Origin of the sequence: Nitrosopumilus maritimus SCM1, from assembly GCF_000018465.1 — an archaeon.
Classification (GTDB): Archaea; Thermoproteota; Nitrososphaeria; order Nitrososphaerales; family Nitrosopumilaceae; genus Nitrosopumilus; species Nitrosopumilus maritimus.
The window spans coordinates 1,331,920-1,358,770 of the sequence record NC_010085.1 but is presented as its reverse complement, the minus strand read 5'-3'; the positions used below and the strand labels follow the sequence as shown (position 1 = coordinate 1,358,770).

The following is a 26,851-nucleotide window of genomic DNA, read 5'->3' as shown; positions in this document are numbered from 1 at the left end:
CAAATTGACTTAGGTTAAGGTTTAAAAAGTCTTTTTCGAAGTTTTGGTGTTGTCACAGGTCTTCCATGATATTGAAAAAAAAATTATCACATCACTAAAAGACAACCCAAAGCAAACTCCTGAAAATCTTGAAAAATCTACAAAACTTTCCCCTGATCAAATCCGACGCGGAATTGAATGGCTCAAACTAAAAGAACTTGCAAATGTTGATGAATCAAAATCAAGTATCATTACTTTGGGCAAGAACGGAAAAGAGTCACTTGAGAAGGGATTACCTGAAAGAAGATTCTTGGATTTACTAAAGACCAAATCAAAATTATCTGATTTACAAAAGGAACTGGGTCCAGTGTTTGGGCCTGCCATGGGACTGGCAAGAAAAAACAACTGGGTAGATGCTGCAGGAGATACAATCACTCTAAAGAATCCTCCCGATGTTTTACCTGGAGAAAAGTCTCTCAAACAAATTGGAGACTCTAAACTATCAGCCGATGAACTAGATTCAGACGACTTGGCTGGATTGCTCAAACGTCCAGACTTTGTTGTAGAAGAAGTTGTAAAGACAAAACAAATCTCTCTAACTGATTCAGCAAAATCAATCAATCTTGATGCATCCTCTGGAGGCATTGATGTGGAGGCAAAGGTACCTGAAGTCTTTGTTGCAAGGACTCATCCACTAAAAGATACTATTGATGAAATTCGAGAAATCTTTGTCACTTTGGGATTTTCTGAAATTTATGGAAACATGACACAATCAAGCTTTTGGAACTTTGATGCATTATTTACTCCACAAGACCATCCTGCAAGAGAACTACAAGATACATTTTATCTTGATGGAATATCTGCAAAAAAGATTGCAACACCTGATCAAATACGCAAAGTTTCAGACTCTCACAAAAAAAATTGGAGATACCAATGGGACATTAACGAAGCACGAAAGATTGTATTGCGTACTCACACCACATGTGTTACAATCAAACATCTTGCTGAAACAAAACCTGATGAGGCTCGAGTATTCTCTTTGGGCCGTGTATTTAGAAATGAAAAAGTAAGCTACAAGCATCTTGTAGAGTTTAATCAAATTGAAGGTGTAGTTGTTGGAAAGGATGCTAACTTGAGAAACTTGATGGGAATTCAGCGAGAATTTTACAAGAGAATTGGAATTACAAAGATAAAGTTCTGGCCAACATTCTTCCCATACACTGAACCATCACTTCAAACTATGGTGTACAATGAAAGACTAGGAAAATGGGTTGAGCTATTTGGAATGGGAATATTCAGACCTGAAGTAACAAAGCCACTAGGAATCACAAAGCCTGTCTTGGCATGGGGTGGAGGAATTGAGAGAATTGCCATGCTAAAGTATGGTCTAGATGATGTTAGAGAATTTTACAACAATAATCTGAGTTGGTTGAGGAGTGCAACAAAATGCCAGTAGTAGAGTTATCCTATTCTAGTCTTCAGAAACTAATTGGAAAGGCTTCGAAAAAACAGATTGCAGATTTTTTGCCTTTTCTGGGATTAGACATTGAATCTGAAGACAAGGATCTTGTCAGAATAGAGTACAGTCCAAACAGACCTGACTATTCTACTGACTTTGGAATTGCACTTGGCATGCAAGGACTATTGGGAATCAAGACTGGTGCAATCAAACTAAAAATCAAAAAATCAAAACAATACTCTGTATCTGTAAAGCCAGATGTTGTCAAAGTAAGACCATTTGTGACTGGAATTGTTGCAAAAAACGGCAAAATTGATGATAAAACAATCAAGCAACTCATGGCAATGCAAGAGGACCTTCACTTTGGTATTGGAAGAAAGAGAAAAAAATCCTCAATTGGAATTCATGATTTAGATAAAATTCAATTCCCTCTAGTATACACCACTACTGATAGAAAACACAAGTTCATTCCACTAAACTCTGAGAAAGAACTATCCATTACTGAAATACTAGATACTACAGAAGTTGGAAAAGACTATGGCAGCTTGCTTACAAATTTCTCAAAGATGCCAGTAATTATTGATGCAAATCAAAACACTGTATCCTTTCCACCAATAATCAATGCTGCTGTAACTACAGTAACTACAAAGACAAAGAATCTATTTGTTGAAGTAACTGGAATAAACAAAGATGATGCTGAAGACATGTTATCTGTTGTTGCAACAATTTTGCAAAGTGCAGGATTCTCTTTGGAGACTGTAACAATCTCTGGTGCAAAAAACACTACTCCAAAACTTGCTGAAAGAAAGATGACTGTCAGTCCATCACTAATCAATCAAACACTTGGACTGGATCTTAAGACTCCAAAAATCATCTCATCTTTGAAAAAATCGAGGCTAGATGCTGTATCCAAAGGCAAGAATATTGTCTGTACAATTCCTGCATATCGTTTTGATATCTTTGGTCCAATGGACTTGGTAGAAGAAGTTGCACTAGGATATGGAATTCAAAATCTAGAACCAACACTTTCTCCATCACAAACACTTGGACAAACAAACCCTGTCTCCCTAGAACTAAAGTCACTTAATCAAACAATGATTGGATTAGGATATCTCGAAGCACTCAACTCTAGCTTGACTAGCAAAAGAGTTCTTTATGAAATGGCAAATAGAGAACCTAAAACAATCATCTCTGTACTTGATTCAAAAAGTCAAGAGCACACAATCTTACGTGATTCAATTTTGCCTGGATTACTAGAGAATCTCTCAAAGAACATTCACGAATCATATCCTCAGAAATTATTTGAGACTGGAACTGTATTTTCTGCAGGCAATCCAATTTCTGAAACCATTAATCTATCAGGAATTAGTGCACACCAGGACGCAAACTTTACTGAAATCAAATCTGTCTTGCAATCAGCTCTCAAAACTGGTTTTGATTTAGAGATTCAAACTAAAACCACTCAACATCCAACATTTGAAAAAGGACATTGTGCAGATGTGATAATTAACGGAAAACCAGTTGGTGTCATTGGAGAAATTAATTCTAAAATCATTGAAAATTATAAAATCCGTGTACCCGTAGTTGGTTTTGAAATATCTCTATCTGAGTCTATTCTCAAATCTCTTTAGAAAAGAAACAACTAGCAATCCAATTCCTCCAACAAACAATCCTGCCCCAACAGTAATTTCAATTTGCAATCTTTGGTAAATTGAAAAGCTCTCCATGTCTTTTAGAAAATTTATTTCAGATTCACCAGAATTTTCCAGATACTGAATCTGTGGATAATCAAAAATTATGATCAAAATCCCTAAAATCAAAACGATAATTCCAATGAAAAACAGTGTCTGGTTTTTGATCTCCATCAATGGTTTTTAGTAGGATAGGCTCTATAATTAATCGCCCAAGAGCAGGCACGCAGACGGATTAGGATGATGTCGATCGTAATGATACCAATGATTTCTAATTCACCCAGGCGTGCTACATTATGGGCAGCCCCGGTTTCAGAACCCAAGGAGGTTATGGCTAAAATACCAATGAGCTTGTGCGAGTCAGAACCGGGGAACATTTCATAAACCATAAAACATCCTTTGATTCTACGAAATTTGAAATGGCAAACTATTGGTTGGCAAAACAAGAACCTAGTGGACCTAGAGGTTACAACTTTGAGCAACTAAAAAAAGACAAGACAACAGTTTGGGATGGAGTACACAACAATCTAGCACTCAAACACATGAGAGAGATGAAACCCGGAGATCTTGTGTTGTTTTACCATACTGGTGACGAAAGACAAGCAGTTGGAATTATGCAAGTTACATCAAAACCATATTCCAATCCAAAAGAAGACGTTGAGCGATTCATCGTAGTTGATGTAAAATACAAAAAAGCACTAAAACGTCCAGTAACTCTTGATGAAATGAAACAGAATAAAAAATTCAAAGACTGGGAACTAATTCGAATCTCAAGATTATCTGTAATGCCTGTTCCAAAACCAATCTGGGATGAAATTCTAAAGATTTCTCAAGCATGAATCTAATCGGTTTATTGATATAGTCGAAATTTGTACTGGAGTCATGGCAACAGCTTATGTGTTAATCAACTGTGAACTAGGTTCAGAAGAGGCAATTATTACTCAACTAAAGGGCCTAGAAGGTGTCAAAGAAGTTCATGGAACTTTTGGTGCATATGATATTTTGGCCAAGATCGAGTCTGATACTGTTGAAAAACTTAGAGAGACAATTACTTGGAAGATCAGAAAAATTGAAAAGATTCGTTCAACTCTAACCCTGATGGGTATTGAAGGTCAAACATAAACACCCTTTTTTCTTATTATGATTTTACACTTTATCTTTTTAGAAAAAGAAGAGGAGCGTGCCAAGCGTCAGTTTGAGTACGAATATGTCAAAAAGATGGCTCAATTCTTCAAGGTATGGATTAAAGAAAAGTTTGGCAAAGACTATGAGATTCAATGCGATGAGATGATAACAAAACCCACAAACATCTTCCAAAGAATAGACACGCATACTCTAATTCGTGATCATGAGCAAAGAGGAAAAGACATCTATCATTTCTATCTGACTCACTTTAGACCATTATGGACTGACTCTACCTGTGATGGGTATCATGCAGAAAACTTTGGAATGGTCCTTTGGCAAAAACCAAAAGAAGAAAACGACGAGCTGTACTTGGCAGAAAAAAACTGTACAGCAGTATCAAACGTAATAATTAATGAACAGCTTCGACAGATGGGACGCAAAAAACACACAAGAGAAGTCAATGACATCTGGACTAAACATCTCTTTGAGCAGTTAGAGTTTGAACAGTATGGTGAGGATTTCAAAAGGACTGATGGAAAACCAACCTTTCTAACTATGGATACTAGAGAACTGAATTTGTAAAATTAACACTTTGTAACAGAGTAAATATTATTTTCAAAGTTTGCTGTCTTGAAATTTAATTGATTTTCAGCATCATCTTTTCTTGACTTGCTTAGAGTTTCTAATTCCACTAGTGCATCGCCTCTGAATCCTACTGAAGAAGCATAAATTGCATCAGTTAGCATTGTTCCGTGATCACCACTCTTGATGTCATCAACAATCTCATAGAACTTTGTTGTGTCTTTCTTGTTGACTGGATGTCCTGTTGCTTTGTTGTGTGCAACTGCAATGTACATTCCATTGTTTTTGACTGCAACTGGCATCTTGTGATTCTTTTTCTTGCCTGGAATTGTTTCATTGACTAGGACTTCGCATTTGTGGTACATGCTAGAGACATATGCATAGAATCTGTATTGAGCATATTTTCCTGCCTTGTCTTCTTCACACTCTACAAACACTTTATGGAGTAACTCTAATGCTTCATCATTCATACTTTGTAATCTGTCATCAATTCTTCCTCTCTCTAGTAATTCTGATTTGCATTCTTTTGCAATTAGAACCAGGATAAAATCAGGTAAATTGTAATTTTTCAAAGCTGCAACAAATGCGCCAGCTTGTGACATGCCAAATTTTGGAAATCCTTTATTGACCATTTTTACACCTCAAAAATCTACTCCCCAACTCTGTAATAGAAACCTGCTTTTGGCTTATAATTGTTAAGAATTTTCATGCCTATTCTGTTGTTTTTTGAAAATTTTGAATTGTAAATATTAAATTCGGGCTGCATTTTTTGCATACTGTGAACATTGACTCTACTCCCGAACTTGTTTCAGGTGTTTATGCTAAATTAAAAGAAAATATTGCAAAATTTCGAAACGTTACTGGTAGACCACTAACACTTACTGAAAAGATTCTATCAGGACATCTAAACCAAATTGATGATACTAACTTTACTGGTGGAAAAGATTACGTCTTTCTCAAACCAGACAGAGTTGCACTACAAGATGTAACTGGACAGATGGTAATGTTGCAGTTCATGCAAGCTGGACTAAAACAAACCGCACTGCCAACAACAGTTCACTGTGATCACTTGATTCGAGCTGAAGTTCAAGGTGATGTTGATATGAAAGTTTCACTTGATGAGAACAGCGAAGTCTTCAAGTTTTTGCAATCAGCTGCTGCCAAATATGGTTGTGGCTTTTGGAAGCCAGGTGCTGGTATCATTCACCAAGTAGTTCTTGAGAACTATGCATTTCCTGGTGGATTGATGATTGGAACAGATTCCCACACACCAAACGCAGGCGGTCTTGGAATGATTGCAATCGGTGTTGGTGGTCTTGATGCAGCAGAAACCATGGCTGGAATGCCTTGGGAGTTACTATATCCTAAAAGAATTGGCGTTAAACTAACAGGTGAGTTAAACGGATGGACTGCACCTAAAGATATCATTCTCAAAGTAGCTGATGAGCTTACAGTCTCAGGTGGAACCAACTCTATTGTGGAATACTTTGGTCCTGGAACAAAATCAATTAGCTGTACTGGTAAAGCCACCATTACTAACATGGGAGCTGAAATTGGTGCAACATGTTCTGTATTCCCATATGATGAGAGAATGGAGACTTATCTCAAATATACAAACAGGGGCGACATTGCAGAACTTGCAAACCAAAACAAGGAATCTTTGGTAGCTGATCCTGAAGTAGAATCAAATCCTGAAAAGTTCTTTGATAAAGTAATTGAAATTAATCTCTCAACTCTAGAGCCACACATTGTTGGACCACACACTCCAGACTTGGCACGCTCCATCTCTGAATTATCTGATGATGTAAAATCAAAAGATTATGTTGATCCAATCTCTGTTGCACTAATTGGCAGTTGTACAAACTCTTCATATGAAGACATGTCAAGAGCTGCAAGTTTAGCTGAGCAAGCAAAAGCAAAGGGCATCAAAGCAAAGATTCCACTACTGGTTACTCCGGGTTCAGAACAAATTCGTGGAACAATTGAACGCGATGGACAGATGGATTCACTCAAAGACATTGGTGCAACTGTTCTTGCAAATGCATGTGGTCCTTGCATTGGTCAGTGGAACAGACCTGAATTAGACAAGGATGAGCAAAACACTATAGTTACAACCTTTAATCGAAACTTCCCTGGAAGAAACGACGGACACAGAAGCACATTGAATTTCATTGGCAGTCCTGAAATGATTATTGCATTATCATTAGGTGGAAGATTATCATTCAATCCACTAGTTGATGAATTGACTGCAGCTGATGGAACAAAGTTCAAACTAGAGCCTCCAAAACCTGCTCCTGAAGTTCCTGAAGAAGGATTCATGAGACCTGAAGGAATCTTTGTTGCACCACCAGAAAACTCTGATGATGTTGAAGTAATCATTGATCCTAACAGTAAACGACTCCAAAGACTAGAACCATTCCCAGTATGGGATGGAAAAGACTTTGAAGAGGTTCCAATCATGGTCAAAGCTAAAGGCAAGTGTACAACTGATCATATCTCACCAGCTGGTGCATGGTTGTCTTTGCGTGGTCACTTGGATAATCTCAGTGACAACATGTTGCTTGGTGCAGTTAACGCATACAATGATGAGGTTGGAAAGGGCAAGAATGTTCTAAATGGTGAACTGGAATCATTTTCCCAGATTGCAAGACAGTACAAAGAAAAACAGATGCGTTGGGTAATCATCGGCGATAACAACTATGGTGAGGGAAGCAGCAGAGAACATGCTGCAATGACTCCAAGATATCTAGGGTGTGCTGCAGTAATTACAAAGAGTCTTGCAAGAATTCATGAGACTAATCTAAAGAAACAAGGATTGTTGGCATTGACATTTACAAATCCTGATGATTATGAGAAAATCTTGGAAGATGACAAGATCAGTCTAGTTGATTTGAATAATCTGCAACCTGGGCAACAGGTAAAGTGTATCATTACACATGCAGATGGAAACAAGGAAGAAATCATGTTGAATCACTCTTACAATAAATCACAAATCGAATGGTTCAAAGCTGGTTCTGCACTAAACGTTTTGAGAAATAAATAATTTCAAAATCTCATTTTTCAATAAACACTAGTTATTTTCAATGTTGACAATATGAAATATCATAAAATACTATACTCGATTTGCTTGTGATATGAAACACGCATCAGACTATAAACACGCTCCAAGAACCATGAAACTTGAATCCACTCTGGCTGATGCACTAAAGAAGATCCTTGATGAGAAAAAGAGCAGAATTCTAGTCACTGAAAATGACAAAGTTACAGGAATTGTGACTGAAAAGGACTTGGGAATCTTTCTTCTTACTGATGATACTGAGAGAAACCTAAGTGATATTCCATTATCTACAATTGTTCAAAAAATAATTTCAGTTGATGAGCATACCAGCATGATTGAATGCGCTGAAATTATGCTTACAAAATCAATCGGTTCACTTGTAATCACATCTAATGACGAGGTTGTTGGAATCATTACAAAGACTGATCTAGTTAGATATTTTACAAAGATGCATCCAGACGAAAAACTGGTTGGAGAATACATGTCTCCATACTATGCATGGCAATATTCTGACACTCCATTATACAAAATCGTTCTAAAGATGATAGATGAAAAAATATCTCGAATCATCATTCGTAACCGTAAAGATGTTCCAGTAGGTATCATTACATTTCGAGACTTGTTTGCACTGGCACTAAAACAAGGAAACTTTGAGGATGTGCTTGATAATACAGATCCTGTAATCTCTGTAATCTTCCCAAGAAAGGGCTTCATCTCTGAATCTGGATTTGGTGCAAGTGTAAATGTTGAAGATATCATGAGCAAAGACATTGTTTCTGTAAACTATGATGATGATTTGGCAAATACGGGTAATCTTCTCTTAGAGAAAAATATCAACGGCGTAGGTGTCTTGTCTCAGCATGGAAACATTGTTGGAATCTTGAGCAAGACTGACATTGTAAAAGCAATTGCATTTTTGAAATAATTTACAAGTATAATTTTTAGGACGTGGGGCCGATCGGAATCGAACCGACGACCTACGGGTCACTACAGCTCCAAACTTACATCATCCGTGAGTCAGTTTAGCTTAGTTTACCTCTGGAGCCCTTAGCGGTGATCTTTTTCGTAGACACTGTCGCCCTACCAGGCTAGGCTACGACCCCACAAACAAGAATGAAATGGACTTGAATTTTAAGTTACTTTTAACCAAGATTTATTTGCAATAATCATCAATTCTGAACAGTTGAGAAAGTTATGGTAAGAAAAGCGATGCTTGCACTAGGAGCAATTCCTGTTGTAATTGCTTTGTTGATTTCAGTTCCACTACTAACAAAAAATGAAATTCCAATTTCAGCTGCAAACTCTTTTGATAAACTAGACATTGAATACACAAAACACCAGCTAAGGACAGTTGAATATGGAGTAACTGAACGTACTGGTGCAGAAAAGACAGAGATTTTGCTTATCAAAAATGACGGTGAGCTAAAGTATTCAGTAACTGAGCTGGGATATCTTCAACCAGACATTCGGTCGCAGTTAGATGAAAAGAAACTAAACAAGATTAAAGCATTGATAAAGGAAACTGGCTTTATGGAGATTCCAGTTGACTCTTTTCCAATTTTAGAGGATGTAAAAGAATTTCAAAAATCCAACGTGAAAATTACTTTGAATGGTCGCAACCAGGAGATTCATTGGCCAGAACAAAATGCAACTAGTGGTTTTATTCCTCCAATCATTACCATGGTTGAAACTGAACTAGACGCGATAATTTCCGACATTCGTGAATAGGTACAAATAGCCTGTAGCGAAAATTATTGTATGCTTCCATTATCTGGGGAACGTAAAGACGCAAAGGGAATAATTTCTGAAAAATTAGACTCTGGCGATGTTATTCGTGGCTCTTCAACTCTGAAACGTGGATTTGCCCACATGCTAAAAAATGGAGTTGTAATGGATGTCACAAATGTAGAGCAAGCCAAGATTGCTGAAGAAGCAGGCGCAGTCTCTGTTATGGTATTGGACAAACTTCCATCAGACGTTCGAAAGGCAGGTGGTGTTGCAAGAACTGCAAGTATTAGAATTATTGAAGAGATTATGGATTCAGTTACAATTCCTGTAATGGCAAAATGTAGAATTGGTCATGTCAATGAAGCTCTTGTGTTACAAGAGACTGATGTTGACATGATTGATGAATCTGAAGTGTTGACTCCAGCTGATGAGCTACGTCACATTTGGAAATGGGACATGACAACACCTGTTGTTAATGGTGCTAGATCATTGGCTGAAGCTTTGAGAAGAATTGAAGAAGGAGCTGCAATGATTAGAACAAAAGGAGAACCAGGAACTGGCAATGTTGCTGAAGCCATCACTCATATCAAAAAAGTAAATGATGAATTAAGAACAATAAAGTCAATGTATGATTCAGGGGACAATCAAGATCTAGTTAGAATGGCAAGAGAATTCAAAGTATCTTATGATATTGTAGAGCAAACTGCAAAACTAGGAAGATTGCCTGTTGTTAATTTTGCAGCAGGTGGAATTGCAACACCAGCTGATGCAGCATATCTGATGTCATTAGGATGTGATGGAATCTTTGTTGGTTCTGGAATTTTTGCAGCTGATGATGCAGCAGAGCGTGCAAGAGCAATTGTTTTAGCTACAACATTTTGGAATGAGGCAGACAAGGTCAAAGAAGCTCAAAAGATGATTGATGAGCGACAATCAATGTTAGGATTAGATGTTAAAACTCTAGAGTTACGTATGCAAGATAGAGGCGGTTCCGCATGAGCGCAAAGATTGGAATTTTAGCCATTCAGGGTGATGTTGCAGAAAATGTTTCATCATTGGTAGCATCAATTGCTGATTTGAATCAGGATGCAACTGTTCATGTTGTAAAGACTCCTGAGGAGATTTCTGCAATGGATGGATTGGTCATTCCTGGCGGTGAGAGCACTACCATTGGACAATTGTCTTTGGTTAATGGCTCTCAAAAAGTAATCAAGCAAAAGGTAGAATCTGGAATGCCAGTACTAGGAATCTGTGCTGGAATGGTGCTACTTGCAAGCAATGCAACTGATAGAGTTGTTGGAAAAACAGAGCAACCGCTATTTGATTTTCTAGATATCGAACTTGAAAGAAATTCCTTTGGTAGACAACGTGAATCATTTGAGGCAAATGTCTCTATGGACTCAATTGGAATCTCAAACTATAATGGAGTATTCATTCGAGCTCCAGCTATCTCATCCACATCAGATGACATTGAAGTTTTAGCAAAACTAAATGAGAAAATTGTTGCAATCAAGAAAGGAAACATCATTGGAACATCTTTCCATCCAGAACTAACTGATGATTTAGCAGTTCACAAATATTTTGTAAATCTAGTTAAAGAAACAAAACAATAATTTCAAAATTAAAAATGGACCCAAAAATTACAGAGAAAGCTTGGAATCCAGAGTTAGAGGCACAGGTCTTAAAGAAATGGCAGGATTCAGACCTTTACAAATTCACTCCAACTGATGATAATTACACCATAGATACGCCTCCACCATACCCATCAGGCAGGCCATGGCACATTGGAGCTGCTGCTCACTATTCTCAGATAGACATGATTGCAAGAACTGCTCGCATGAATGGCAAGAACGTCTACTTTCCAATTGGAATTGACAGAAATGGTTTGCCTGTAGAGTTCTACACTGAGAAAAAACACAACATCAGAATGAGGGAAACTGACAGAGGAGAATTCTTGGATTTGTGCCGAGAAGCACTAGATGACTTGGAAGAAGAGATGGTGTTGATTATGACAAACCTTGGTTTGAGTGGTGACTTGAAGAATCATTACAGAACAGATTCAGAAGAATATCGTGCATTAACACAATCAACATTCATCAAACTATGGAAAGAAGGAAAGATTGTTCTAGCTACTCGACCTAACAACTATGATTGGGTATCTGGCACTACAATTGCTGATGCTGAAATTGCATACCAAGATTTGATGACAAAGCTAGTTCACATGAAATTCAAGATTAAAGATATGGATAAGGAAATCATCATTGCAAGTACAAGACCAGAACTACTATGTGCATGTCGTACCATTATTGTAAACCCTGAAGATGAAAGATATGCTCCATTTGTTGGAAGTAAAGTAGTTGTACCAATTACAGGGGCGGAAGTTGAAATCAAGACTCACCATTCAGCTCAGCAAGACTTTGGTTCAGGAGCTGTAATGGTTTGTAGTTATGGTGATCAAAATGACGTTGCATTGTTTAGAGAGATGGGACTAGAAGAGATTGTTGCAATTGGTTTGGATGGAAGGATGACTGAAGCTGCAGGAGAATATGCAGGACTCAAACCAAAACAAGCTAGAGAAAAAATTATTGCAGATTTAGAATCAAAAGGATTTGTAGAAAAAATCGAAGAGATTAATCATAGAACACCAATTTCAGAGCGAAGTAAGATTCCAATTGAGATTATACCCATGGAGGAGTACTATCTCAAACAGAAAGATTCCATTGAAAAAATGCGAAAATTAGGCTCAGAAATCACGTTTTACCCCTCTATGCACAAGCAGATTTTGATGAATTGGCTTGATTCCATATCCATTGACTGGCCAATCTCAAGACGAAGATACTATGGAACAGAGATTCCAATTTGGTATTGTTCTAGTTGTAATGAACCGCACGTCCCTGAACCAGGAAAGTACTATCAACCATGGAAGGAGAAGTGTCCAATTGAAAAGTGTACAAAGTGCGGTAATGGTGAATTTACTGGGGAGGATAGAACATTTGATACATGGATGGATTCTAGTGTATCGCCATTGTTTGTTACAAAGTATGATAAGGATTCAGAATTCTTTGAGAAAACTTATCCAACATCACTTAGACCTCAAGCAAAAGATATTGTAAGGACTTGGTTGTATTACACACTTTTGCGTTGTGATATGTTAACTGGTAAAAAACCATGGACTGAAGCTTGGATTATGGGTTATGGTTTAGATGAGAAAGGAATGAAGATGAGTAAAAGTAAAGGAAATGCAATTGATCCATTACCAGTAATAGAGAAATTTGGAGCTGACACATTTCGATTCTGGAGTGCAAGTGAGATTAATCATGGTTATGACTTTAGATGCAATGAGCAAAAGATAGAGTCTACAAAGAAATTCTTGAGCAAACTATGGAATGTCTCAAGATTCTTGTCAAGCTTTCCTGTAATCAAAGAAGGAAAACCAACTACCGTTGACAAGTGGATTTTGTCTGAATTGAACAATTTGATTAAAGATTGCAAGAAAGGATATGATGAATACAACTTCTTTGTTCCAGCAATTGCAATCAGGGAATTTACTTGGAATTTGTTTGCAGCTCATTACATCGAAATGGTCAAAAAACGAGCCTACGGAGAAGGATTTTCTGAAGAGGAACGAGATGCAGCCATTTACACACTACACAAAGTACTCTCCACAGTCTTGAAATTATTGGCACCAATTACACCATTTATCACAGAGCATTTGTGGCAGACACTATACTCTGAGACTAGTATTCATACTGAAAGACAAGCTGAATCTGAAAAGGTAGAAGATTATTCCAAAACCACTGAAGAAGTTGTACAGTTTAACTCTAAAGTATGGAATGAGAAAAAGGCAAAAGAATTGTCATTAAAGGACTCTATTGCAGTTGAAGTTCCTGAAAGTTTGTCAGAGTTTAAGAAAGATTTGCAATCAATGCACAATCTTGAGTGATTCTTGAAACTTGAACCATTGTTACATCAAAGAGACTTGTAGTTACGGACTCAAAGAACTAATTGATAGATCCAAGTTTTACCAATTTTTTCTGCAGGTGCATTTTTGGAAATATATGAATTGGGATAAGGAAAAACTACGCGAACCGATTCATTTTTGAGACAATAAAGACAAGCCCCTAAAGACATAGGTTTTGTTCCTATAGGAGCCATGATTAAATTATGTTTCTTGTGGCTAGACGGAAGATTATTGAGAATTTTTAATGTTTCAAAAGGATTGTGTGCTGATGCTAAAAGAGTATTATTTTTACATGATGGACTAGTTAACAGTTCTTTGTTTTCAAGAATACTAGTATCTTTGAATTCTAACGAATAACTTGGAAATCCATTTAGCGCCAATGTTTTGTCGGGCTCAATAGAGTCTAAGACTTTGTATGAACGGTGTCCTTCAAAACCTATTAAAATCAAAAGTATTTTTTTCCCATTTGGGTTTGTTCTTCCAGTATATGCAGGAAATTGTTTTACATTTCTAATTCCCTCGGAAAAAATAAATTTATTTGAAGTTTTTTTATATGTTTCAGGTTCTGTGTATACTAAATCAATTTTTGATAACATTTTTTTAAATTTGAGTGTTTTTAGAAGATGGAAAAAATATGGTACATCAGTACCAGTAATATCAATACACACCTTATCATTAATTTTGAAATGTAGATTGTGTAATAAGTCAAAAATAGATTTAATGCCCATAAGAACATGTCTGTAAGGACAAGTGATCACATATCTTGATCCAATTGTTCTGATTTTAGGTGTTTGAGTGTCTTCAAACTGTAATTCAATTAAATTTTTAATTTTGATTTTTGATTTTTTAAAAATATTTAGTACGTTTGATGATCTCTTTTCTGAATTTTTTGTATAAATAAAATAATCATATTCTAACGGTTTTACTTGGATTAATGAATCAAGTTCTTGGATATTTTTCATTTTAATCTAAAAAATCAATAATTTTGGGTTGTCCTTGGTCTCTGACTTTCCTAGCCTTTCTAACTTCTTTTTCTCTACTAACTAATTCACGAATAGTTTTTTGTTCTTGTTCATTCCCAAATGTTAGAATGTGTATTTCAGATGGAGTGATTAATGTTCTACCTCGTCTACGATATGAAATTGAATATTTTGGACAGAACATTCTATTAATATGAAAATCAGTTAGATGTGCTTGTAATTTTGCTTTTGGCTTCATAGAAATAGTTCGTTGTAAAATTGACCATTGTTCTGCAGTGTCAATAACACTTCTAGTTTTCAAATCAAGATTTTCATATTCAATTGTAAAGTATGTGGGTTCAGGTTCAGAAATTAGAGGATCTTTATGTAATCCACGTAAAATTGAACCAATGTTATCAACTAATCTAGCAACAAACACCCCATAGCCTTTAGGAATCACTGCAATTTCTTCATAATATTTCTGTGACATTAATTTTGCAGCATCATTTTGTAATTCGTGAGATATTGGTTTACCAGATAACAAATTCTTTTGTTCGGCAAATATTGCAAAATGAAATGCATGAAAACATAATTCTAGGAAAGTCCTTATGATACCAGAAGAAAGACTCACATAAGTATCAAATCCAGAATATTGTTTCTCCCTAGGTCTGTAGTCAGATATCAATTGAAACAATAAAGCAACTTTGTTTTTGTCATAGAGATTTTTGTATTGTTTATGATAACTTGATTTTGAGTTTCTAGAAACAAAATGGTTCATCATTAGTTTGATTTTAGATATTGGATAGTTTCGATTTAATAACATCATATTCAGTTTTTCAATTAATGGCCTTCCTTCACATTTTAAGTCAGATATTGTTTTTTCACTAATTGAAGTTTTTTTGTGTTTTTCAATTTTGTAGAAATGTTTTCGTTTGTCTTTGCTAGAGTTAACAATCCTATTGGCTTCTTGTTCAGGTGAAAGGCTATAGCCCAGGATTTTTTTAATATCGGTTAGATTCTTTGATTTAAATTCAGGAATGTGACGTAAGCGTTTTTCAGCAATTTTAATAAGAATTTTTTTGTATTCTAATGACGAGACATTTAGAATATTTTCAAAGATTATTTTTCTATAATCAGCAGGTTCTCTAAGATATTCCTCAGTTGTTAATGTATCGTAAGTTTTCACACCCTTTAAACGAGAACCAATTTTGAAACTTACATTGAATTTCCTATGTTTGATCAGAGTATTGAAAAGTAATTGTTGATCATATGTGAGATTTTCATACTCATCAAACAAATAAAGAATTTTTATGTTTTTGAGTTCTTGAATAGTTTTTGTGATTTCATTTTGTAGATCGAAAATTAGTCTACCTCTAGGAATTATATTTTTAATATCAATTTCTTTTCCATCTATTGCAGATTTATCTCGTGCTTTCTCTAAGGAATACTGAATAGTTCCTAATTTTTTCCTAATTTTTGAGATGGTAGACAAAGATGTGATTTTTTTGCCAAAAATTAATTCAGAGATATTAGCACATAGGGTTTTTTCATTAAATTTTGAAGTGATGGATTTGTTTTCTAGAAGTTTTTCAACAATCCAAAGGAAATTTTGTGATAGTACAAGTTCAATAAAAAATCGAAATGCTTCAAGACATTTTCGATCATCTGGTCCTGCATTAAATGCGTCCAGTTGTGGACCATCAAATCTATGATAAATTCCTATGAAATTATTTTTTGTTAAGAAATTTTTCATGTCAGTATTTTTTTTAAGAAATTCTTTTTGTTGTAGATCAAATGACATGTATTTTAAAACGGTAGTTTTTCCAGTACCCCTTCCACCAAATAAAAACAATGGAGTGAGACCAGTTAATTTGATTCCCTCAAGCTGTTTGTTGAAAATACCCTCAGGTTTAATCCAAAAATCTAAGATTTCATCATCATCTAGATTATTTGCATTTACTTCTTCAAAGGGATTTCTAATTTGCATGCTCTTTACACCACAGCTCCAAAACGTGGGAATATTGGATCCCAGTTATTTTTATTTTCCCATATTATTGGTAACGTATTATCAGGTATATTATGATGGAAGCCTATTAACATTTGAGAATTTGCAAAACCTAGAGGGTTATTGGCATATAGTCTCTTCCCATATTTTTCACAAATTTTTTGTACTTTTTGCCTCTTTTTTTTGTCAGGGAAATAAATAGATGATTTTGAAAATAATTTGTATCTATCATCTAATTTTACCACTGGAAGAACTTTGATCTTAGTTTTTGTCTCAATATACTCAATACCCTTTTCATTTCCAACCAATACCAAATAGAGAAATTTCGTATTTGTTAGATGTTTTCTTTCCTTTATTACTCGTAGATTCCAGAAGTCGCTGGCCTGTCTTCCACTACCAGCAATATCGTCAAGAAAAATAACAAACGGTGCATTTTTTGGAACATCTTTTACAGTGTTACAAAAAATTCTGGGGGGTAATTTGTTTAAAACTCTAAAATCATATAAAAGATGAACTCCACTTTTACTGGGATTTTCCCATGTCCCAACGAAATAACAGTTGTTTTTCACAAATTCATTCAAATCACTAATTTCAATTTTTTGATTTAGGTGAATCAAACTCAAATAGCTTTTCAAGAGTTCAAAAGAGGACGTGAGAAGAGAAGAAATTTCTTTTTCATTGTAATAAGTAAATTTAGATAACAATTCCAACATTTCTAATTTATCAGATTTAGTATCAAAGTTTTCTAGCCATTGTTCAATCATAAAGGGATCTAATTTATTCTCCCAAACCAATTCATTGAGATCCATTATTTTTTCATAGATTGTATGGAATTTTGGGTCATTAAAAAATAAGGCCATGTAATTATGAAAATAACATGGTATGACATAAATCTTGCAGGACTTGATTTTTATCCAGATTTAATTTATTAAAAATATGAGGAAAGAAGAAATTGGCGTTATCGATCTATTTGCAGGTTCAGGTGGATTAAGTTTAGGATTTAAGAATGCAGGGTTCAAAGTCATTGCAGCAGTGGAATTTGATAAGAGTGCTGCTGAAACATATTCAAAAAATTTCAAGGAGACTAAATTAATTGTAGATGATATAAAAAACATAAAATCAAACGAACTAAAAAAAATCACATCAAAAGAGAGATTTTGTGTAATAGGAGGACCTCCTTGTCAACCTTATTCAAATGCAAATAAACAAAATAATGGCAAAAATCATCCCTTTGCAAATGCTATAAATCATTATTTCAGAATAATATCTGAATTAAAACCTCAGGCATTTTTATTTGAAAATGTTACCAATTTTAGAAATCTCCCAGGTTGGAAAAAATTCCTCAATGATTTTAAAAAATTAGGATACATTCTGAGCGTATCTGTGATTGATTGTGAAAAAGCAGGACTTCCACAAAAACGAAAACGACTCTTTGTAACAGGTTTTTTGAATGGACATGAATGTAATTTGAATTTGATCAAAATTCCTGTTTCATGCGATAATCTTTTTGATGTCATTTCAGGATTACCTTCTATAAAACAAGGTACATCTGGAAACGAAATTATGAAACATCCTAAAAAATTTAATTCCCCATATGGAAAAAAATTAGGAGGAAACATCAATAACTTGTACAATCATTGGTGTACGAAACACGGAGAAGATGTAATCAATACAATTTCTGAAATTAACGAAGGAAGAAGTTTACTTGATTCATGGAAAACACTATCTAAAAAAACAAAATCTAGATTCAAAAATAAAAATTCTCTTCATGGTAATATCTATAGACGTTTATCTTATCAACATACAACTCCTACAATTGTTCATGCAAGACGAGCTATGTTGTTACATCCTAAAGAAAATAGAATAATATCTGTAAGAGAGGCAGCTAGAATACAGAGTTTTCCAGACTCATTCAGATTTTTTGGCACAAATAATTCACAATATCAGCAAATTGCAGATGCAGTTCCTCCTTTGGTGGCAGAATCATTAGCACATGAAATAAGAAAAAATCTCAAATAATACGATTGGAGTTTCTGATAGATCTTGAGAGAATTTTGTGTTGTTAATAGAGTACATATCTATATTTCAGATATCAGGAAATCATTCATGAAATATTATTGTATGAATGATTTTATTGTAGGATTATGAATGAAGAAAACATGTCTTCTGAGATAGGATTAGGACTATCCCTTGCAGAAATGATATTCAAGTTTGCTCAAAAATCATTCAAGTGGAATTGGAATGAATATCGTACAGAAATTATTGATGAATTTGGCGCCAAATATCCAGAAAGTAGAGATATACTAATTGATGTTTTGTCAAAACAAGAATTTTCAGACAATTTCAAAAAATTATCTGAAGGATCTGTTCAAGACTTCCTGAACCTGCTTAAAGGACTAGAAAATGCATTTCAAGATACAGAATACAAATTTGATTCAGAAAAACTGTTAACAGAAATAAAACAAAAAATTGAGATGGAAGGAGCTGAAACATCTTTTCAGAAAATTATGACAGCATATAATCAAAAAATTCTGAATATTGCCACAAAGTTAGATAGTAAAATGGATAAAGCAATTGGAATACTTAAAGAAGTTCATGAACAAACTGTTACAAAAGATTCTGGAGACCAAGATCAACAATTTCAGCAAGGAAATCTAAACCTTTTATCATATCTTAAAGAACTTACTACAAAACTTGAAGCTAAACCCCCACCAGAACATAAGTTTGGGATTACATTTTCTGATGAAAACGGAGAAAAATTTCCAATAACTGAATTACATTCAATCATAAAATCAAAAAGAAAAGTAATCCTAAAAGGCGCTGCAGGAAGCGGAAAGAGTAACACAGTTACAGAGTTTCTCAAATCTATTGTTAAAGAAAAGGTTCTTCCTGTTTTTATCCCCATTAATGGAAGTGAAACAGAATTTTTTAAAGAATTGGAGGATGCGAGAGATGAAAGTGCTGAGTCACGCATAGACAAACTGCTGAAAATGTCTAGTGTGGAAATTACAGTGGAACGTCTCAAAAGTTTTGAGGGAGATGTCATAATAGTGATTGATGGCATAAATGAATTCAAATCAGGCGATTTTGGTGAATTAACAGAAAAAATAATTCAAGATGTAGGAGAATATGTAAGACAAACTTCTCCTCACACATATGTTCTGCTAACGGACAGGATGGATGTACGTGGTGCACTTACAGGATGGAACAAAATTACATTGAATCCTTTGAGTGAAGAAGAGATAAGAAAAAATCTAGACATTACTATTGGTAAAGAACAATATGAGTTGAATGATGTAAGCATGAGTTTGTTATCCAGACCATTCTTTCTCAATATTGCCATGGAGAGATGTTCAGCTTCTATGACTTCTGAATCTTCCGTACTAAATGATTTCTTCAAAGAGAGATTGAAGATGAATGAGGAGGAAATGAAGAAATTAGCAAAAGCGTCATTTTTTGCATATCAAGAAGGTTCGGTATCATTTGAGTTGAAAAACTTTGTAGAGATTACAGGACAAGAGACATTTGATAAACTGTTAGGTGGAGGTGCGGCATTTACGACAAGTGACACCCATGCAACATTTAGTCATCAATTATTACATGATTTTCTTGTATCCGAATATTTGGCATCACACCCAGAGAATTGGGATGTAGATGAATTTGACATAGCTACTTTGGAGTCCAGTTCACTAGAATCTATCCATCTGGTAATGCAACAGATCGAAAATAAAGAACTTGCTGACAGATTTTTGTTGGAGGTATATGATTGGAATTGGAAAGCTGCAATTGCATCCATCATATTAAATTCCAAGTTAGGAATTAACAATCATTCTGAAGATATAGTTACTGCAATGTTAGTATTGGTTGCACAAAAACAATTTGATAATGGTTATGAAACTTCTGAATCTGCAAAAAATCACTTGGGAGATTATGAGAAAACCTTTGGTGAACAATTGACTAAAGCAAATAATCTTAAAGAATTAATAGATATGATAAGTGTCATGAAATCTGAATCAGATTTGTTTGATGAATGGAAACAATTGTTTACCATTAAACGTGATTCAGAAATCAATGATGAAACTCTCAAGTTGTTAAAATCTGACAATTCTTTGATTGGTTGGACTGCATCAAATGTTTTACGTGAATGCAATCTAAGTGAGGAAAACCAAAAAGATCTAAGAGACATGTATGATTATTCTGATGCAGATGTTCCAAATCAGAACACCCGTAGATGGAGGATTATTCATCCACTTGGAAAGTGCCCCTCAGAGGAAAATAAAAAACTACTATTCATTGCTCTAGAAACAGACCCCTATCATTGGGTACGATATGGTGCTGCTCGTGCATTGGTGGAAATGGCTGCAATCACTGAAGATGCGGATATGCGTAAAGATATCCTAGACAAATTAGGAAATATGGCTTCGAAATTAAGGAAAAACATTCTTGATGAAATTGGAAAGACAGTCTTTTACAGAAATGCATATGGGCAATGGGATGAGTCTGTGATTCCCTTGCTCGAAAAGGTAAAGGAATCAAAATCAGATCATGTGCATGATGAAGATTGGGAAGAACGATTATCAAAATACAAAAAGGGTGAATGGAAAAGTTGAGTGTCTTGGTCGAAGAATCTATTTGGAATCAGATGTCTGAAATTGCTTGGAACTCTCATTCCAATGCACGAGTTCTTGGAAAGACGCAGGTTGGTGCAGCAGTGGTTTCCGGAGAAGGGAAAATTTTTTCCGGATGCAACATAGAACACAAATTCCGTTCACACGACATACATGCAGAGGTTTCAGCAATATCATCTTTGGTATCAAGCGGCTGCACAAAGTTAACGGCGATTCTTGTGGTGGCACAAAGGACACAATTCACACCTTGTGGTAGCTGCATGGACTGGATTTTTGAACTTGGAGGTTCAGAATGTGTTGTAGGTTATCAGAACGAAAAAGGTGGCGACATCAAAAAGTTTCTTGCAAGGGATCTTATGCCTCACTATCCCATCTGATGTTGTTTTTTACATTAAAGATAAATGATCAAATCTTTCCACGTTTCTCAATCTTACCATCATGAATTAATTTACGAACCTTTTCAGTAATCTCTTCACTAGTATACCAAGCTGCATTTGCATCAAGTAATCTATACTTTGAATTGTTCTCTTTTGCCCATTTATTGATCCAAGCTACTGATCTATCTCTCAACCAATCTTGAGTATACACTGATTTTGAAACAAAGTTTGTCATTTTGATATCAATATCCAAAATCATTCTTTCAATAGATAACTTTACTGTGGTTTCTGTAGTCTTTTCCAACTCTTGAAACAATCTGGTTCTCTGAGACTCTAATCTGTGAACCTGTTTCATATGCCATGCTTCAATATCATAACTCTCCCATTCTTTTGAAAGAATTCCATACCAATAATGGATGTCCCCATTAACGGTGTTACGATTAACATTCATCATTTCAGAAATTTTTACTGCAGAATAACCTAAATCAAAATGTAAACGAAATACCTCATTTTGTCGCTTAATTTTCTTATTTTTTGGGTATGGTCCTCCCTTTTTTTCTAAAACCTGTGCCATAATTCCCTTAAGGTATATGGTGCTATTACGATCTTTACGTGGTAAATTGTTGATTCGGGGTCAACACAAAATCAACTCATTTTAGAAAAAAACTGCATAGTTTTGCATAGTTTAGGCTTAATTCTTAATCTTTTGAGATGTTTGATATAATGTGGGAACCCTTGTTGTATCCCTCGTAAATGTAAACGCCAACAGCTTCAACGTTTGATGGCATCTTAGGTGCTAGTAATTTGATAAGCTCACTTGATAAATTCTCTACAGTAGCTTCTCCTTCTAAAAGATATGTTGTATGTTTTGGAACTTGTAACTCAAACATTCCTTTAGGTCCTTCAAATTTTATTACATAATGAGAATCATCTTCAGATTTCATGTACTTTCTATTAATGAAAAACTTGTGATCAAATGCAGTCAATACATCTTTGACAATTCTTTTTGCTTCTCCAAAGTCTACAAGTAGATTGTCTTTCATCTGTCCAACCAATTCCACCATTACAGATGATGTATGTCCATGTAGAATCGAACATTTCTCAACTAGTGGCAAGATGTGTGCATAATCAAATGCAAATGATCCATCATCCAAAAAGATAGAACCTGTTTGTGGTGATTTATCATAAAATACAATATCTTGCAACTCTTTTAGCTGTGCAGCATACTTTCCGTGTCCAATTGCCATTACTTTTTGATCAGGAAAGTCTTCTTTGATCTGTTTGTACTTTGCAATGTCCTCTTCATTGTCAATTACTTCAATTAGTCCCTTGTCAGTTTTGAAATCAACTGTAACTTCAGTTCCACTTTTCAATGTAACTTTGTGATTGTACTGGTATTCGTCTTCAAGAAAGTCTAGCATTTGTGCTACTGTCAACTCTGTTCTAGTCTTCATTAGATTTCCTTTCTTGTCGATATACTTGAAATCTGAATCAAGCATTACGGGATTTGTTGTCATGTGAAATCATCTGCCCTAGAGTCATTATATAAATTCTGAAAATTTTGTGCCTAAAATCACCCTCAAAGTAGGGAATTTAGGATTCGAGCCAGATTGATGTCATTTTTTGTAATGCCGCCAGCATCGTGAGTCATCAAATCTATTACGAGTCTATTATACACGTTAAACCACTCTGGATGATGATTCATCTTTTCAATCTCCATTGCAGCTCTGGTCATAAACCCAAATGCCTGATTGAAACTCTCAAATTCAATTTCTTTGTGTAGTTTCTCATTTACAACACTCCATCCTGGTAGATTCTTGAGCTCCTCTGTAATCTCTTCAGGTGATAATCTCATGATGTTTAGTATATTGTATCTAAATTAATAGGTACTATCAGGATTCACATCCAATGCCATCCTTATCCCCATCAAATCTATGTGGATCCGGTTGCAATACTGTGAAATCTTTCTGAGAGATATCGCCACAATCTAAATCAGGTGGTGAAGATGGAATGCAAAAGTCAGGATAAGATGAATCACAGTCTTGAATTTGTTGAGTTGTTATTTCATCTTCTGAATCACCACATCCATGTTTTGTTGCCCAATAATGAGTAGCAAATTCACTTTGATCACAAAATGCTTCATAAAGATCTCCAATACCTGAATCAAGTATTTCTTGATTTAGATTCATACCATTACAGTAAATCACTCCTAACATTCTGCCATACTTGTCTGAAAGTTGATCGTCATCCTGATCAACTATAACTTGAGATCCAACTGGACAAACTTGTTCGAGAAATTGTTTTGCTTGTCCGCCATCGTATTTTAATTCAGGAGCATCAACTAGTGCAAATCGTATAGACTTTCCATCGACTTTAACAGTGTCTCCATCAATTATCTGCGTAATTTTACCAGAAAAACACAAAGCATCTCCTGAACATTCTGTGGATTTTACTACTATTTGCTTTTCTACAGGAACACTTTCTACTATTTTATTTTCTACAGGTTCATTTTTTACTTCAATTTCATTTTCTACAGGAACACTTTCTACTTCTATTTTATTTTCTACAGAATCAAGTTTTTGTTCTTGCTGTTCTATTGACCCAACTGCAAATATTGTGACAATTACAACTACAGCTGCTATTCCTAAATTGCGAAGTAACTTTGTATTCATTCTACACAATCTCCTAAATTCTTAACAGTTAAAATTCTAATTGTTGTGCCTAAAAAGCTGATTTAGAGGTTGATTCATTACCCTTTATAGAAACTAGAGAGATACCATGGATGCAAAATATCAAGAACTATTTGATAACATCAAAACTGCAATTACTCAAACAGTTACAGATAAAAAAATTGGAATTGCATATTCAGGTGGTGTTGATAGCACACTAATCTCCAAAATCTGCAAAGACATGGATTATGACATTACACTACTTACAATTGGATTTGCTGAATCCCATGATATCTTGTTTGCAAAAGAAGTCAATGAACAACTGAATTACCCTCATCATATCTTAGAAATTGAACCTGAAACATTTCCATCAATATCATCAGGCATTCACGATAAAATCAAAACTGACAATTTGTCTTGGAATGAAAACTGTATTGCATTTCATTACGTATCAAAGCTTGCAAAGAGTCTAGGGATTTGTACAGTAGTTACTGCAAACGGAATTGATGAGCTATTCTGTGGATATAATGCGTACAGGGAGGCGTTTTCAGGTGGCGAATCCAAAATCCAAGAGGTAATGGAGGACAAACTTGACAATGAACTCAAAATGATGAAGGCAGTAAACATGATTGCATCTGAATTTGGAGTACAAATTCTACAGCCATTACTCTCACCAGATTTTATCACATATGCAAAGACTGTACCAATTTCAGACAAGATTACAGATTCTGAAGACATCTATCGCAAACACATGATAAGAAAACTTGCAAGTAAAGTCGGCGTTCCTGAAGTTTCATGTAACAAACGAAAGAAAGCGTTACAGTACGGCTCCAAGATTCACAAGACTTTGCTGAAAACTAGATGAATTACTTTCATGCCAAAATGATAAGCTCTCAAGGATTCAAACTAAATTCTTAAACAAAGCTTGTCAACGAAGTTTTTATACAATTTCATACATTATGAAATTGATGACTGCAGAATCTGAACTACTAGCAAAAGAGATCTTTGATGCTGATCCACAAATCGTTCATCTAGGTCTAATAGATTTGGAAGGAAATGTCTTACTAGATCAATCATCAGCTGCATCTGAACCTACAGAACCTGATGAGGATAGAATCGCATTTTATCATCAACTTGATGTGAGGAGACATGCAAGAGAACATTTGGATGAAGCATATGGACAAACTGATTATGTCCACATTATTCGAGAAAAAATGCAACAAGTAATTCTATACTTGCCAAAGATTACAGTTTATCTTACTTTGGAAAAATCAATGACTCCTGATGAAGTAAAAGCAGCTACTCAAAAAATCAAATTCCTTGATAGTGATATCATGAAGAGCGGAGTTTAATCCTAGTACTAGAAGAAAAAACAAAGTATTGTATGACTGAAGCTTTATTTTCCTAAAAATCCCTGTAACTTCCTTATGGTTGCTTCAGAATCTTGAATGTCTATCTCTAAAACTAATCCATTTCTCCATCCTAGTTTTTCAACGCATTCATGAGGAATCTCAATTTCAAAGCGGTCTCCCTGTTTGGTCAATCTTGTTGTTTTTAACAATGACATGTTTTGATTGGGAATTTATGTTATCTAAGAATGAGTTTTTAAAAACTTAAAATCCTTTTAAAATTTTCAAAATAATCTGTCAAATTTTCATATGTTTAGTCATTAAGGTTATTTTCAATTATCCTAACTAAATTTAATGTCTGTAACACAAAATGTCAATGAGAACGAAGAGAAGCTTTTGAACATGATATTAGGAGAAATTCCTAGCTCTAGAGTTGCAATAATCTGTGATCATGAAGGAAACATTCTATGGAATAGCATTCGTGATAATACAACCAGTTACCTTACAGTAGATGAAACAAAAGAGTCTCTAAAACGTTCAATTGAAAGCTGGGAAAAACGTGATGTGCTTTCTGAAAAAATTGGAAAGGGAAAATACGCTATTGTGGCGTATGACAAAATCAAACGAATTACCGTCCCACTTCCAAACAATCATTTGCTTTTTGTAAGTTTGGAAGGCGAAGAGTTTGGCAACATCCAAAATATCATGACTATTGTCAATTGGGTTGAAGAAAACATGCCTCTTTGACCTTTTTTTATTTTACACCATTGTTATGCCTAAATGCGTTTTATTTTGACTACAAAACAGTAGATGAGTCTTAAGGGATTCAAATCTCTTGGAAAAAAGGTTATCAACTATCAGCATTTTGTTCTGTCATGAACAAAGTTGTACATTTTGAGATTCCTTTTGATGATGAATCTCGAGCACAAAAGTTCTACCAAGATGTTTTTGGTTGGCAAATAACCAAATTTCCTGAAATGGATTACTATCTTGCCACTACTACTCCAAGTGATGAGAACATGAAACCAAAGGAACCTGGTGCCATCAATGGTGGTCTACTAAAAAAAGATCCTACGGGAGAACACCCTGTAATTGTAATTGATGTTCCATCCGTAGATGAACACATTTCAAAAGTAGAGTCTGCTGGAGGTAAAACAATAATGCCAAAAATACAAGTTGGAGATTTTGGTTTGTATGCTAGAGTTGCTGATACTGAAGGAAACGTAATAGGAATTTGGCAAACTCTCAAAGCATGCTGATCCTACTTTTTTTGTTTCCATA

The 26,851-nt window shown here is 35.0% G+C and carries 28 protein-coding genes and 1 tRNA gene; 18 read left to right on the top strand and 11 right to left on the bottom strand.

The window, feature by feature from the left end; all coding sequences use genetic code 11:
- Positions 1 to 49 precede the first annotated feature (49 nt).
- Entirely contained in the window at positions 50 to 1,435 is a 1,386-nt protein-coding gene (pheS, locus tag NMAR_RS07975; protein WP_148680221.1) for a phenylalanine--tRNA ligase subunit alpha, read from the top strand.
- Positions 1,426 to 3,069, top strand: a complete 1,644-nt coding sequence (pheT, locus tag NMAR_RS07970; protein ID WP_012215871.1) for a phenylalanine--tRNA ligase subunit beta — start codon at positions 1,426 to 1,428, stop codon at positions 3,067 to 3,069. The genes pheS and pheT overlap by 10 nt, the downstream gene beginning before the upstream one ends.
- Here pheT and NMAR_RS07965 read toward each other — a convergent pair.
- Positions 3,040 to 3,303: a hypothetical protein gene (locus NMAR_RS07965; RefSeq protein WP_012215870.1), complete on the bottom strand. Its 264-nt coding sequence runs from the start codon at positions 3,301 to 3,303 to the stop codon at positions 3,040 to 3,042. The genes pheT and NMAR_RS07965 overlap by 30 nt on opposite strands.
- A gap of 245 nt (positions 3,304 to 3,548) precedes the next feature.
- Between NMAR_RS07965 and NMAR_RS07955 the strand changes: the two genes are divergently transcribed.
- Genes NMAR_RS07955 through NMAR_RS07945 form a run of 3 tightly spaced genes read left to right on the top strand, consistent with a single transcriptional unit; the run spans position 3,549 to position 4,836 of the window.
- Positions 3,549 to 3,968: an EVE domain-containing protein gene (locus tag NMAR_RS07955; protein WP_012215869.1), complete on the top strand. Its 420-nt coding sequence runs from the start codon at positions 3,549 to 3,551 to the stop codon at positions 3,966 to 3,968.
- A gap of 43 nt (positions 3,969 to 4,011) precedes the next feature.
- Complete coding sequence (locus NMAR_RS07950; RefSeq protein ID WP_012215868.1) at positions 4,012 to 4,251, top strand: Lrp/AsnC ligand binding domain-containing protein; 240 nt, start codon at positions 4,012 to 4,014, stop codon at positions 4,249 to 4,251.
- A gap of 18 nt (positions 4,252 to 4,269) precedes the next feature.
- The gene (locus tag NMAR_RS07945; RefSeq protein WP_012215867.1) at positions 4,270 to 4,836 is read left to right on the top strand and encodes a hypothetical protein; all 567 of its coding nucleotides are present in this window, start codon (positions 4,270 to 4,272) and stop codon (positions 4,834 to 4,836) included.
- 2 nt (positions 4,837 to 4,838) lie between these two features.
- Here the strand turns inward: NMAR_RS07945 and NMAR_RS07940 are convergent, their stop codons facing one another.
- A complete protein-coding gene (locus NMAR_RS07940) occupies positions 4,839 to 5,468 on the bottom strand; it encodes a hypothetical protein (RefSeq protein ID WP_012215866.1) in 630 nt (209 codons plus the stop codon).
- Positions 5,469 to 5,614: 146 nt separating this feature from the next.
- Here NMAR_RS07940 and NMAR_RS07935 point away from each other — a divergent pair, with 146 nt between their 5' ends.
- Positions 5,615 to 7,879, top strand: a complete 2,265-nt coding sequence (locus tag NMAR_RS07935; protein WP_012215865.1) for an aconitate hydratase — start codon at positions 5,615 to 5,617, stop codon at positions 7,877 to 7,879.
- Positions 7,880 to 7,970: 91 nt separating this feature from the next.
- Positions 7,971 to 8,819 carry a CBS domain-containing protein gene (locus tag NMAR_RS07930; protein WP_012215864.1) on the top strand — a complete coding sequence of 283 codons (849 nt, stop codon included), beginning with the start codon at positions 7,971 to 7,973 and terminating at the stop codon, positions 8,817 to 8,819.
- Between the two features lie 24 nt (positions 8,820 to 8,843).
- Here the strand turns inward: NMAR_RS07930 and NMAR_RS09850 are convergent.
- Positions 8,844 to 8,997 (bottom strand) — tRNA-Trp (locus tag NMAR_RS09850).
- A 91-nt stretch (positions 8,998 to 9,088) separates the two neighbouring features.
- Between NMAR_RS09850 and NMAR_RS07920 the strand changes: the two genes are divergently transcribed.
- Genes NMAR_RS07920 through NMAR_RS07905 form a run of 4 tightly spaced genes read left to right on the top strand, consistent with a single transcriptional unit; the run spans position 9,089 to position 13,565 of the window.
- Positions 9,089 to 9,622, top strand: a complete 534-nt coding sequence (locus tag NMAR_RS07920; RefSeq protein ID WP_012215863.1) for a hypothetical protein — start codon at positions 9,089 to 9,091, stop codon at positions 9,620 to 9,622.
- Between the two features lie 30 nt (positions 9,623 to 9,652).
- Positions 9,653 to 10,621: a pyridoxal 5'-phosphate synthase lyase subunit PdxS gene (gene pdxS, locus NMAR_RS07915; protein ID WP_012215862.1), complete on the top strand. Its 969-nt coding sequence runs from the start codon at positions 9,653 to 9,655 to the stop codon at positions 10,619 to 10,621.
- On the top strand, positions 10,618 to 11,235 hold the full coding sequence (gene pdxT, locus NMAR_RS07910; RefSeq protein ID WP_012215861.1) for a pyridoxal 5'-phosphate synthase glutaminase subunit PdxT: 618 nt from the start codon (positions 10,618 to 10,620) through the stop codon (positions 11,233 to 11,235). The genes pdxS and pdxT overlap by 4 nt, the downstream gene beginning before the upstream one ends.
- Positions 11,236 to 11,249: 14 nt before the next feature.
- Positions 11,250 to 13,565, top strand: a complete 2,316-nt coding sequence (locus tag NMAR_RS07905) for a valine--tRNA ligase (RefSeq protein WP_012215860.1) — start codon at positions 11,250 to 11,252, stop codon at positions 13,563 to 13,565.
- Between the two features lie 50 nt (positions 13,566 to 13,615).
- Here the strand turns inward: NMAR_RS07905 and NMAR_RS07900 are convergent, their stop codons facing one another.
- From NMAR_RS07900 to NMAR_RS07890, 3 genes are read right to left on the bottom strand one after another with little or no spacing between them, the layout of a single operon-like run.
- The gene (locus tag NMAR_RS07900) at positions 13,616 to 14,545 is read right to left on the bottom strand and encodes a hypothetical protein (protein WP_012215859.1); all 930 of its coding nucleotides are present in this window, start codon (positions 14,543 to 14,545) and stop codon (positions 13,616 to 13,618) included.
- A gap of 1 nt (position 14,546) precedes the next feature.
- On the bottom strand, positions 14,547 to 16,529 hold the full coding sequence (locus NMAR_RS07895) for an ORC-CDC6 family AAA ATPase (protein ID WP_012215858.1): 1,983 nt from the start codon (positions 16,527 to 16,529) through the stop codon (positions 14,547 to 14,549).
- 5 nt (positions 16,530 to 16,534) lie between these two features.
- Positions 16,535 to 17,407, bottom strand: a complete 873-nt coding sequence (locus tag NMAR_RS07890) for a phosphoribosyltransferase-like protein (RefSeq protein ID WP_012215857.1) — start codon at positions 17,405 to 17,407, stop codon at positions 16,535 to 16,537.
- Between the two features lie 76 nt (positions 17,408 to 17,483).
- On the opposite strand from NMAR_RS07890, the gene NMAR_RS07885 reads away from it, so the two are divergent.
- The 3 genes from NMAR_RS07885 to NMAR_RS07875 all read left to right on the top strand — a co-directional run bounded on the left by NMAR_RS07885 (position 17,484) and on the right by NMAR_RS07875 (position 21,552).
- A complete protein-coding gene (locus NMAR_RS07885) occupies positions 17,484 to 18,566 on the top strand; it encodes a DNA cytosine methyltransferase (protein ID WP_012215856.1) in 1,083 nt (360 codons plus the stop codon).
- Between the two features lie 140 nt (positions 18,567 to 18,706).
- On the top strand, positions 18,707 to 21,157 hold the full coding sequence (locus tag NMAR_RS07880; RefSeq protein WP_148680218.1) for a HEAT repeat domain-containing protein: 2,451 nt from the start codon (positions 18,707 to 18,709) through the stop codon (positions 21,155 to 21,157).
- Positions 21,154 to 21,552 (top strand): cytidine deaminase family protein, encoded by a 399-nt coding sequence (locus NMAR_RS07875; RefSeq protein ID WP_187146535.1) that lies wholly within the window; start codon positions 21,154 to 21,156, stop codon positions 21,550 to 21,552. The genes NMAR_RS07880 and NMAR_RS07875 overlap by 4 nt, the downstream gene beginning before the upstream one ends.
- 28 nt (positions 21,553 to 21,580) lie before the next feature.
- Here NMAR_RS07875 and NMAR_RS07870 read toward each other — a convergent pair whose 3' ends face one another.
- The 4 genes from NMAR_RS07870 to NMAR_RS07855 form a co-directional block, all read right to left on the bottom strand.
- Complete coding sequence (locus NMAR_RS07870) at positions 21,581 to 22,126, bottom strand: hypothetical protein (RefSeq protein WP_012215853.1); 546 nt, start codon at positions 22,124 to 22,126, stop codon at positions 21,581 to 21,583.
- Between the two features lie 124 nt (positions 22,127 to 22,250).
- Positions 22,251 to 23,069: a 6-pyruvoyl trahydropterin synthase family protein gene (locus tag NMAR_RS07865; RefSeq protein WP_012215852.1), complete on the bottom strand. Its 819-nt coding sequence runs from the start codon at positions 23,067 to 23,069 to the stop codon at positions 22,251 to 22,253.
- A 62-nt stretch (positions 23,070 to 23,131) separates the two neighbouring features.
- Positions 23,132 to 23,410, bottom strand: coding sequence for a 4a-hydroxytetrahydrobiopterin dehydratase (locus tag NMAR_RS07860; protein ID WP_148680216.1), 279 nt, complete (start codon positions 23,408 to 23,410; stop codon positions 23,132 to 23,134).
- A 34-nt stretch (positions 23,411 to 23,444) separates the two neighbouring features.
- The gene (locus NMAR_RS07855) at positions 23,445 to 24,224 is read right to left on the bottom strand and encodes a thermonuclease family protein (protein ID WP_012215850.1); all 780 of its coding nucleotides are present in this window, start codon (positions 24,222 to 24,224) and stop codon (positions 23,445 to 23,447) included.
- A 106-nt stretch (positions 24,225 to 24,330) separates the two neighbouring features.
- Here NMAR_RS07855 and NMAR_RS07850 point away from each other — a divergent pair, with 106 nt between their 5' ends.
- Positions 24,331 to 25,086 (top strand): asparagine synthase C-terminal domain-containing protein, encoded by a 756-nt coding sequence (locus tag NMAR_RS07850; RefSeq protein WP_012215849.1) that lies wholly within the window; start codon positions 24,331 to 24,333, stop codon positions 25,084 to 25,086.
- Between the two features lie 103 nt (positions 25,087 to 25,189).
- Positions 25,190 to 25,573 carry a hypothetical protein gene (locus tag NMAR_RS07845; RefSeq protein WP_148680215.1) on the top strand — a complete coding sequence of 128 codons (384 nt, stop codon included), beginning with the start codon at positions 25,190 to 25,192 and terminating at the stop codon, positions 25,571 to 25,573.
- Between the two features lie 44 nt (positions 25,574 to 25,617).
- Here NMAR_RS07845 and NMAR_RS09845 read toward each other — a convergent pair whose 3' ends face one another.
- Positions 25,618 to 25,788: a hypothetical protein gene (locus NMAR_RS09845; protein WP_187146534.1), complete on the bottom strand. Its 171-nt coding sequence runs from the start codon at positions 25,786 to 25,788 to the stop codon at positions 25,618 to 25,620.
- Positions 25,789 to 25,924: 136 nt separating this feature from the next.
- On the opposite strand from NMAR_RS09845, the gene NMAR_RS07840 reads away from it, so the two are divergent.
- Positions 25,925 to 26,317: a hypothetical protein gene (locus NMAR_RS07840; protein WP_012215847.1), complete on the top strand. Its 393-nt coding sequence runs from the start codon at positions 25,925 to 25,927 to the stop codon at positions 26,315 to 26,317.
- Between the two features lie 128 nt (positions 26,318 to 26,445).
- The gene (locus NMAR_RS07835; RefSeq protein WP_012215846.1) at positions 26,446 to 26,829 is read left to right on the top strand and encodes a VOC family protein; all 384 of its coding nucleotides are present in this window, start codon (positions 26,446 to 26,448) and stop codon (positions 26,827 to 26,829) included.
- The last annotated feature ends 22 nt before the right edge of the window (positions 26,830 to 26,851 follow it).

Bases quoted from the DNA above. Each gene is read 5' to 3' on its own strand.
- pheT (WP_012215871.1), top strand. From the start codon at position 1,426: ATGCCAGTAGTAGAGTTATCCTATTCTAGTCTTCAGAAACTAATTGGA.
- NMAR_RS07965 (WP_012215870.1), bottom strand. From the start codon at position 3,303: ATGGAGATCAAAAACCAGACACTGTTTTTCATTGGAATTATCGTTTTG.
- NMAR_RS07955 (WP_012215869.1), top strand. From the start codon at position 3,549: ATGGCAAACTATTGGTTGGCAAAACAAGAACCTAGTGGACCTAGAGGT.
- NMAR_RS07950 (WP_012215868.1), top strand. From the start codon at position 4,012: ATGGCAACAGCTTATGTGTTAATCAACTGTGAACTAGGTTCAGAAGAG.
- NMAR_RS07945 (WP_012215867.1), top strand. From the start codon at position 4,270: ATGATTTTACACTTTATCTTTTTAGAAAAAGAAGAGGAGCGTGCCAAG.
- NMAR_RS07940 (WP_012215866.1), bottom strand. From the start codon at position 5,468: ATGGTCAATAAAGGATTTCCAAAATTTGGCATGTCACAAGCTGGCGCA.
- NMAR_RS07930 (WP_012215864.1), top strand. From the start codon at position 7,971: ATGAAACACGCATCAGACTATAAACACGCTCCAAGAACCATGAAACTT.
- NMAR_RS07920 (WP_012215863.1), top strand. From the start codon at position 9,089: ATGGTAAGAAAAGCGATGCTTGCACTAGGAGCAATTCCTGTTGTAATT.
- pdxS (WP_012215862.1), top strand. From the start codon at position 9,653: ATGCTTCCATTATCTGGGGAACGTAAAGACGCAAAGGGAATAATTTCT.
- pdxT (WP_012215861.1), top strand. From the start codon at position 10,618: ATGAGCGCAAAGATTGGAATTTTAGCCATTCAGGGTGATGTTGCAGAA.
- NMAR_RS07905 (WP_012215860.1), top strand. From the start codon at position 11,250: ATGGACCCAAAAATTACAGAGAAAGCTTGGAATCCAGAGTTAGAGGCA.
- NMAR_RS07900 (WP_012215859.1), bottom strand. From the start codon at position 14,545: ATGAAAAATATCCAAGAACTTGATTCATTAATCCAAGTAAAACCGTTA.
- NMAR_RS07895 (WP_012215858.1), bottom strand. From the start codon at position 16,529: ATGCAAATTAGAAATCCCTTTGAAGAAGTAAATGCAAATAATCTAGAT.
- NMAR_RS07890 (WP_012215857.1), bottom strand. From the start codon at position 17,407: ATGGCCTTATTTTTTAATGACCCAAAATTCCATACAATCTATGAAAAA.
- NMAR_RS07885 (WP_012215856.1), top strand. From the start codon at position 17,484: ATGAGGAAAGAAGAAATTGGCGTTATCGATCTATTTGCAGGTTCAGGT.
- NMAR_RS07880 (WP_148680218.1), top strand. From the start codon at position 18,707: ATGTCTTCTGAGATAGGATTAGGACTATCCCTTGCAGAAATGATATTC.
- NMAR_RS07870 (WP_012215853.1), bottom strand. From the start codon at position 22,126: ATGGCACAGGTTTTAGAAAAAAAGGGAGGACCATACCCAAAAAATAAG.
- NMAR_RS07865 (WP_012215852.1), bottom strand. From the start codon at position 23,069: ATGACAACAAATCCCGTAATGCTTGATTCAGATTTCAAGTATATCGAC.
- NMAR_RS07855 (WP_012215850.1), bottom strand. From the start codon at position 24,224: ATGAATACAAAGTTACTTCGCAATTTAGGAATAGCAGCTGTAGTTGTA.
- NMAR_RS07850 (WP_012215849.1), top strand. From the start codon at position 24,331: ATGGATGCAAAATATCAAGAACTATTTGATAACATCAAAACTGCAATT.
- NMAR_RS07845 (WP_148680215.1), top strand. From the start codon at position 25,190: ATGACTGCAGAATCTGAACTACTAGCAAAAGAGATCTTTGATGCTGAT.
- NMAR_RS09845 (WP_187146534.1), bottom strand. From the start codon at position 25,788: ATGTCATTGTTAAAAACAACAAGATTGACCAAACAGGGAGACCGCTTT.
- NMAR_RS07840 (WP_012215847.1), top strand. From the start codon at position 25,925: ATGTCTGTAACACAAAATGTCAATGAGAACGAAGAGAAGCTTTTGAAC.
- NMAR_RS07835 (WP_012215846.1), top strand. From the start codon at position 26,446: ATGAACAAAGTTGTACATTTTGAGATTCCTTTTGATGATGAATCTCGA.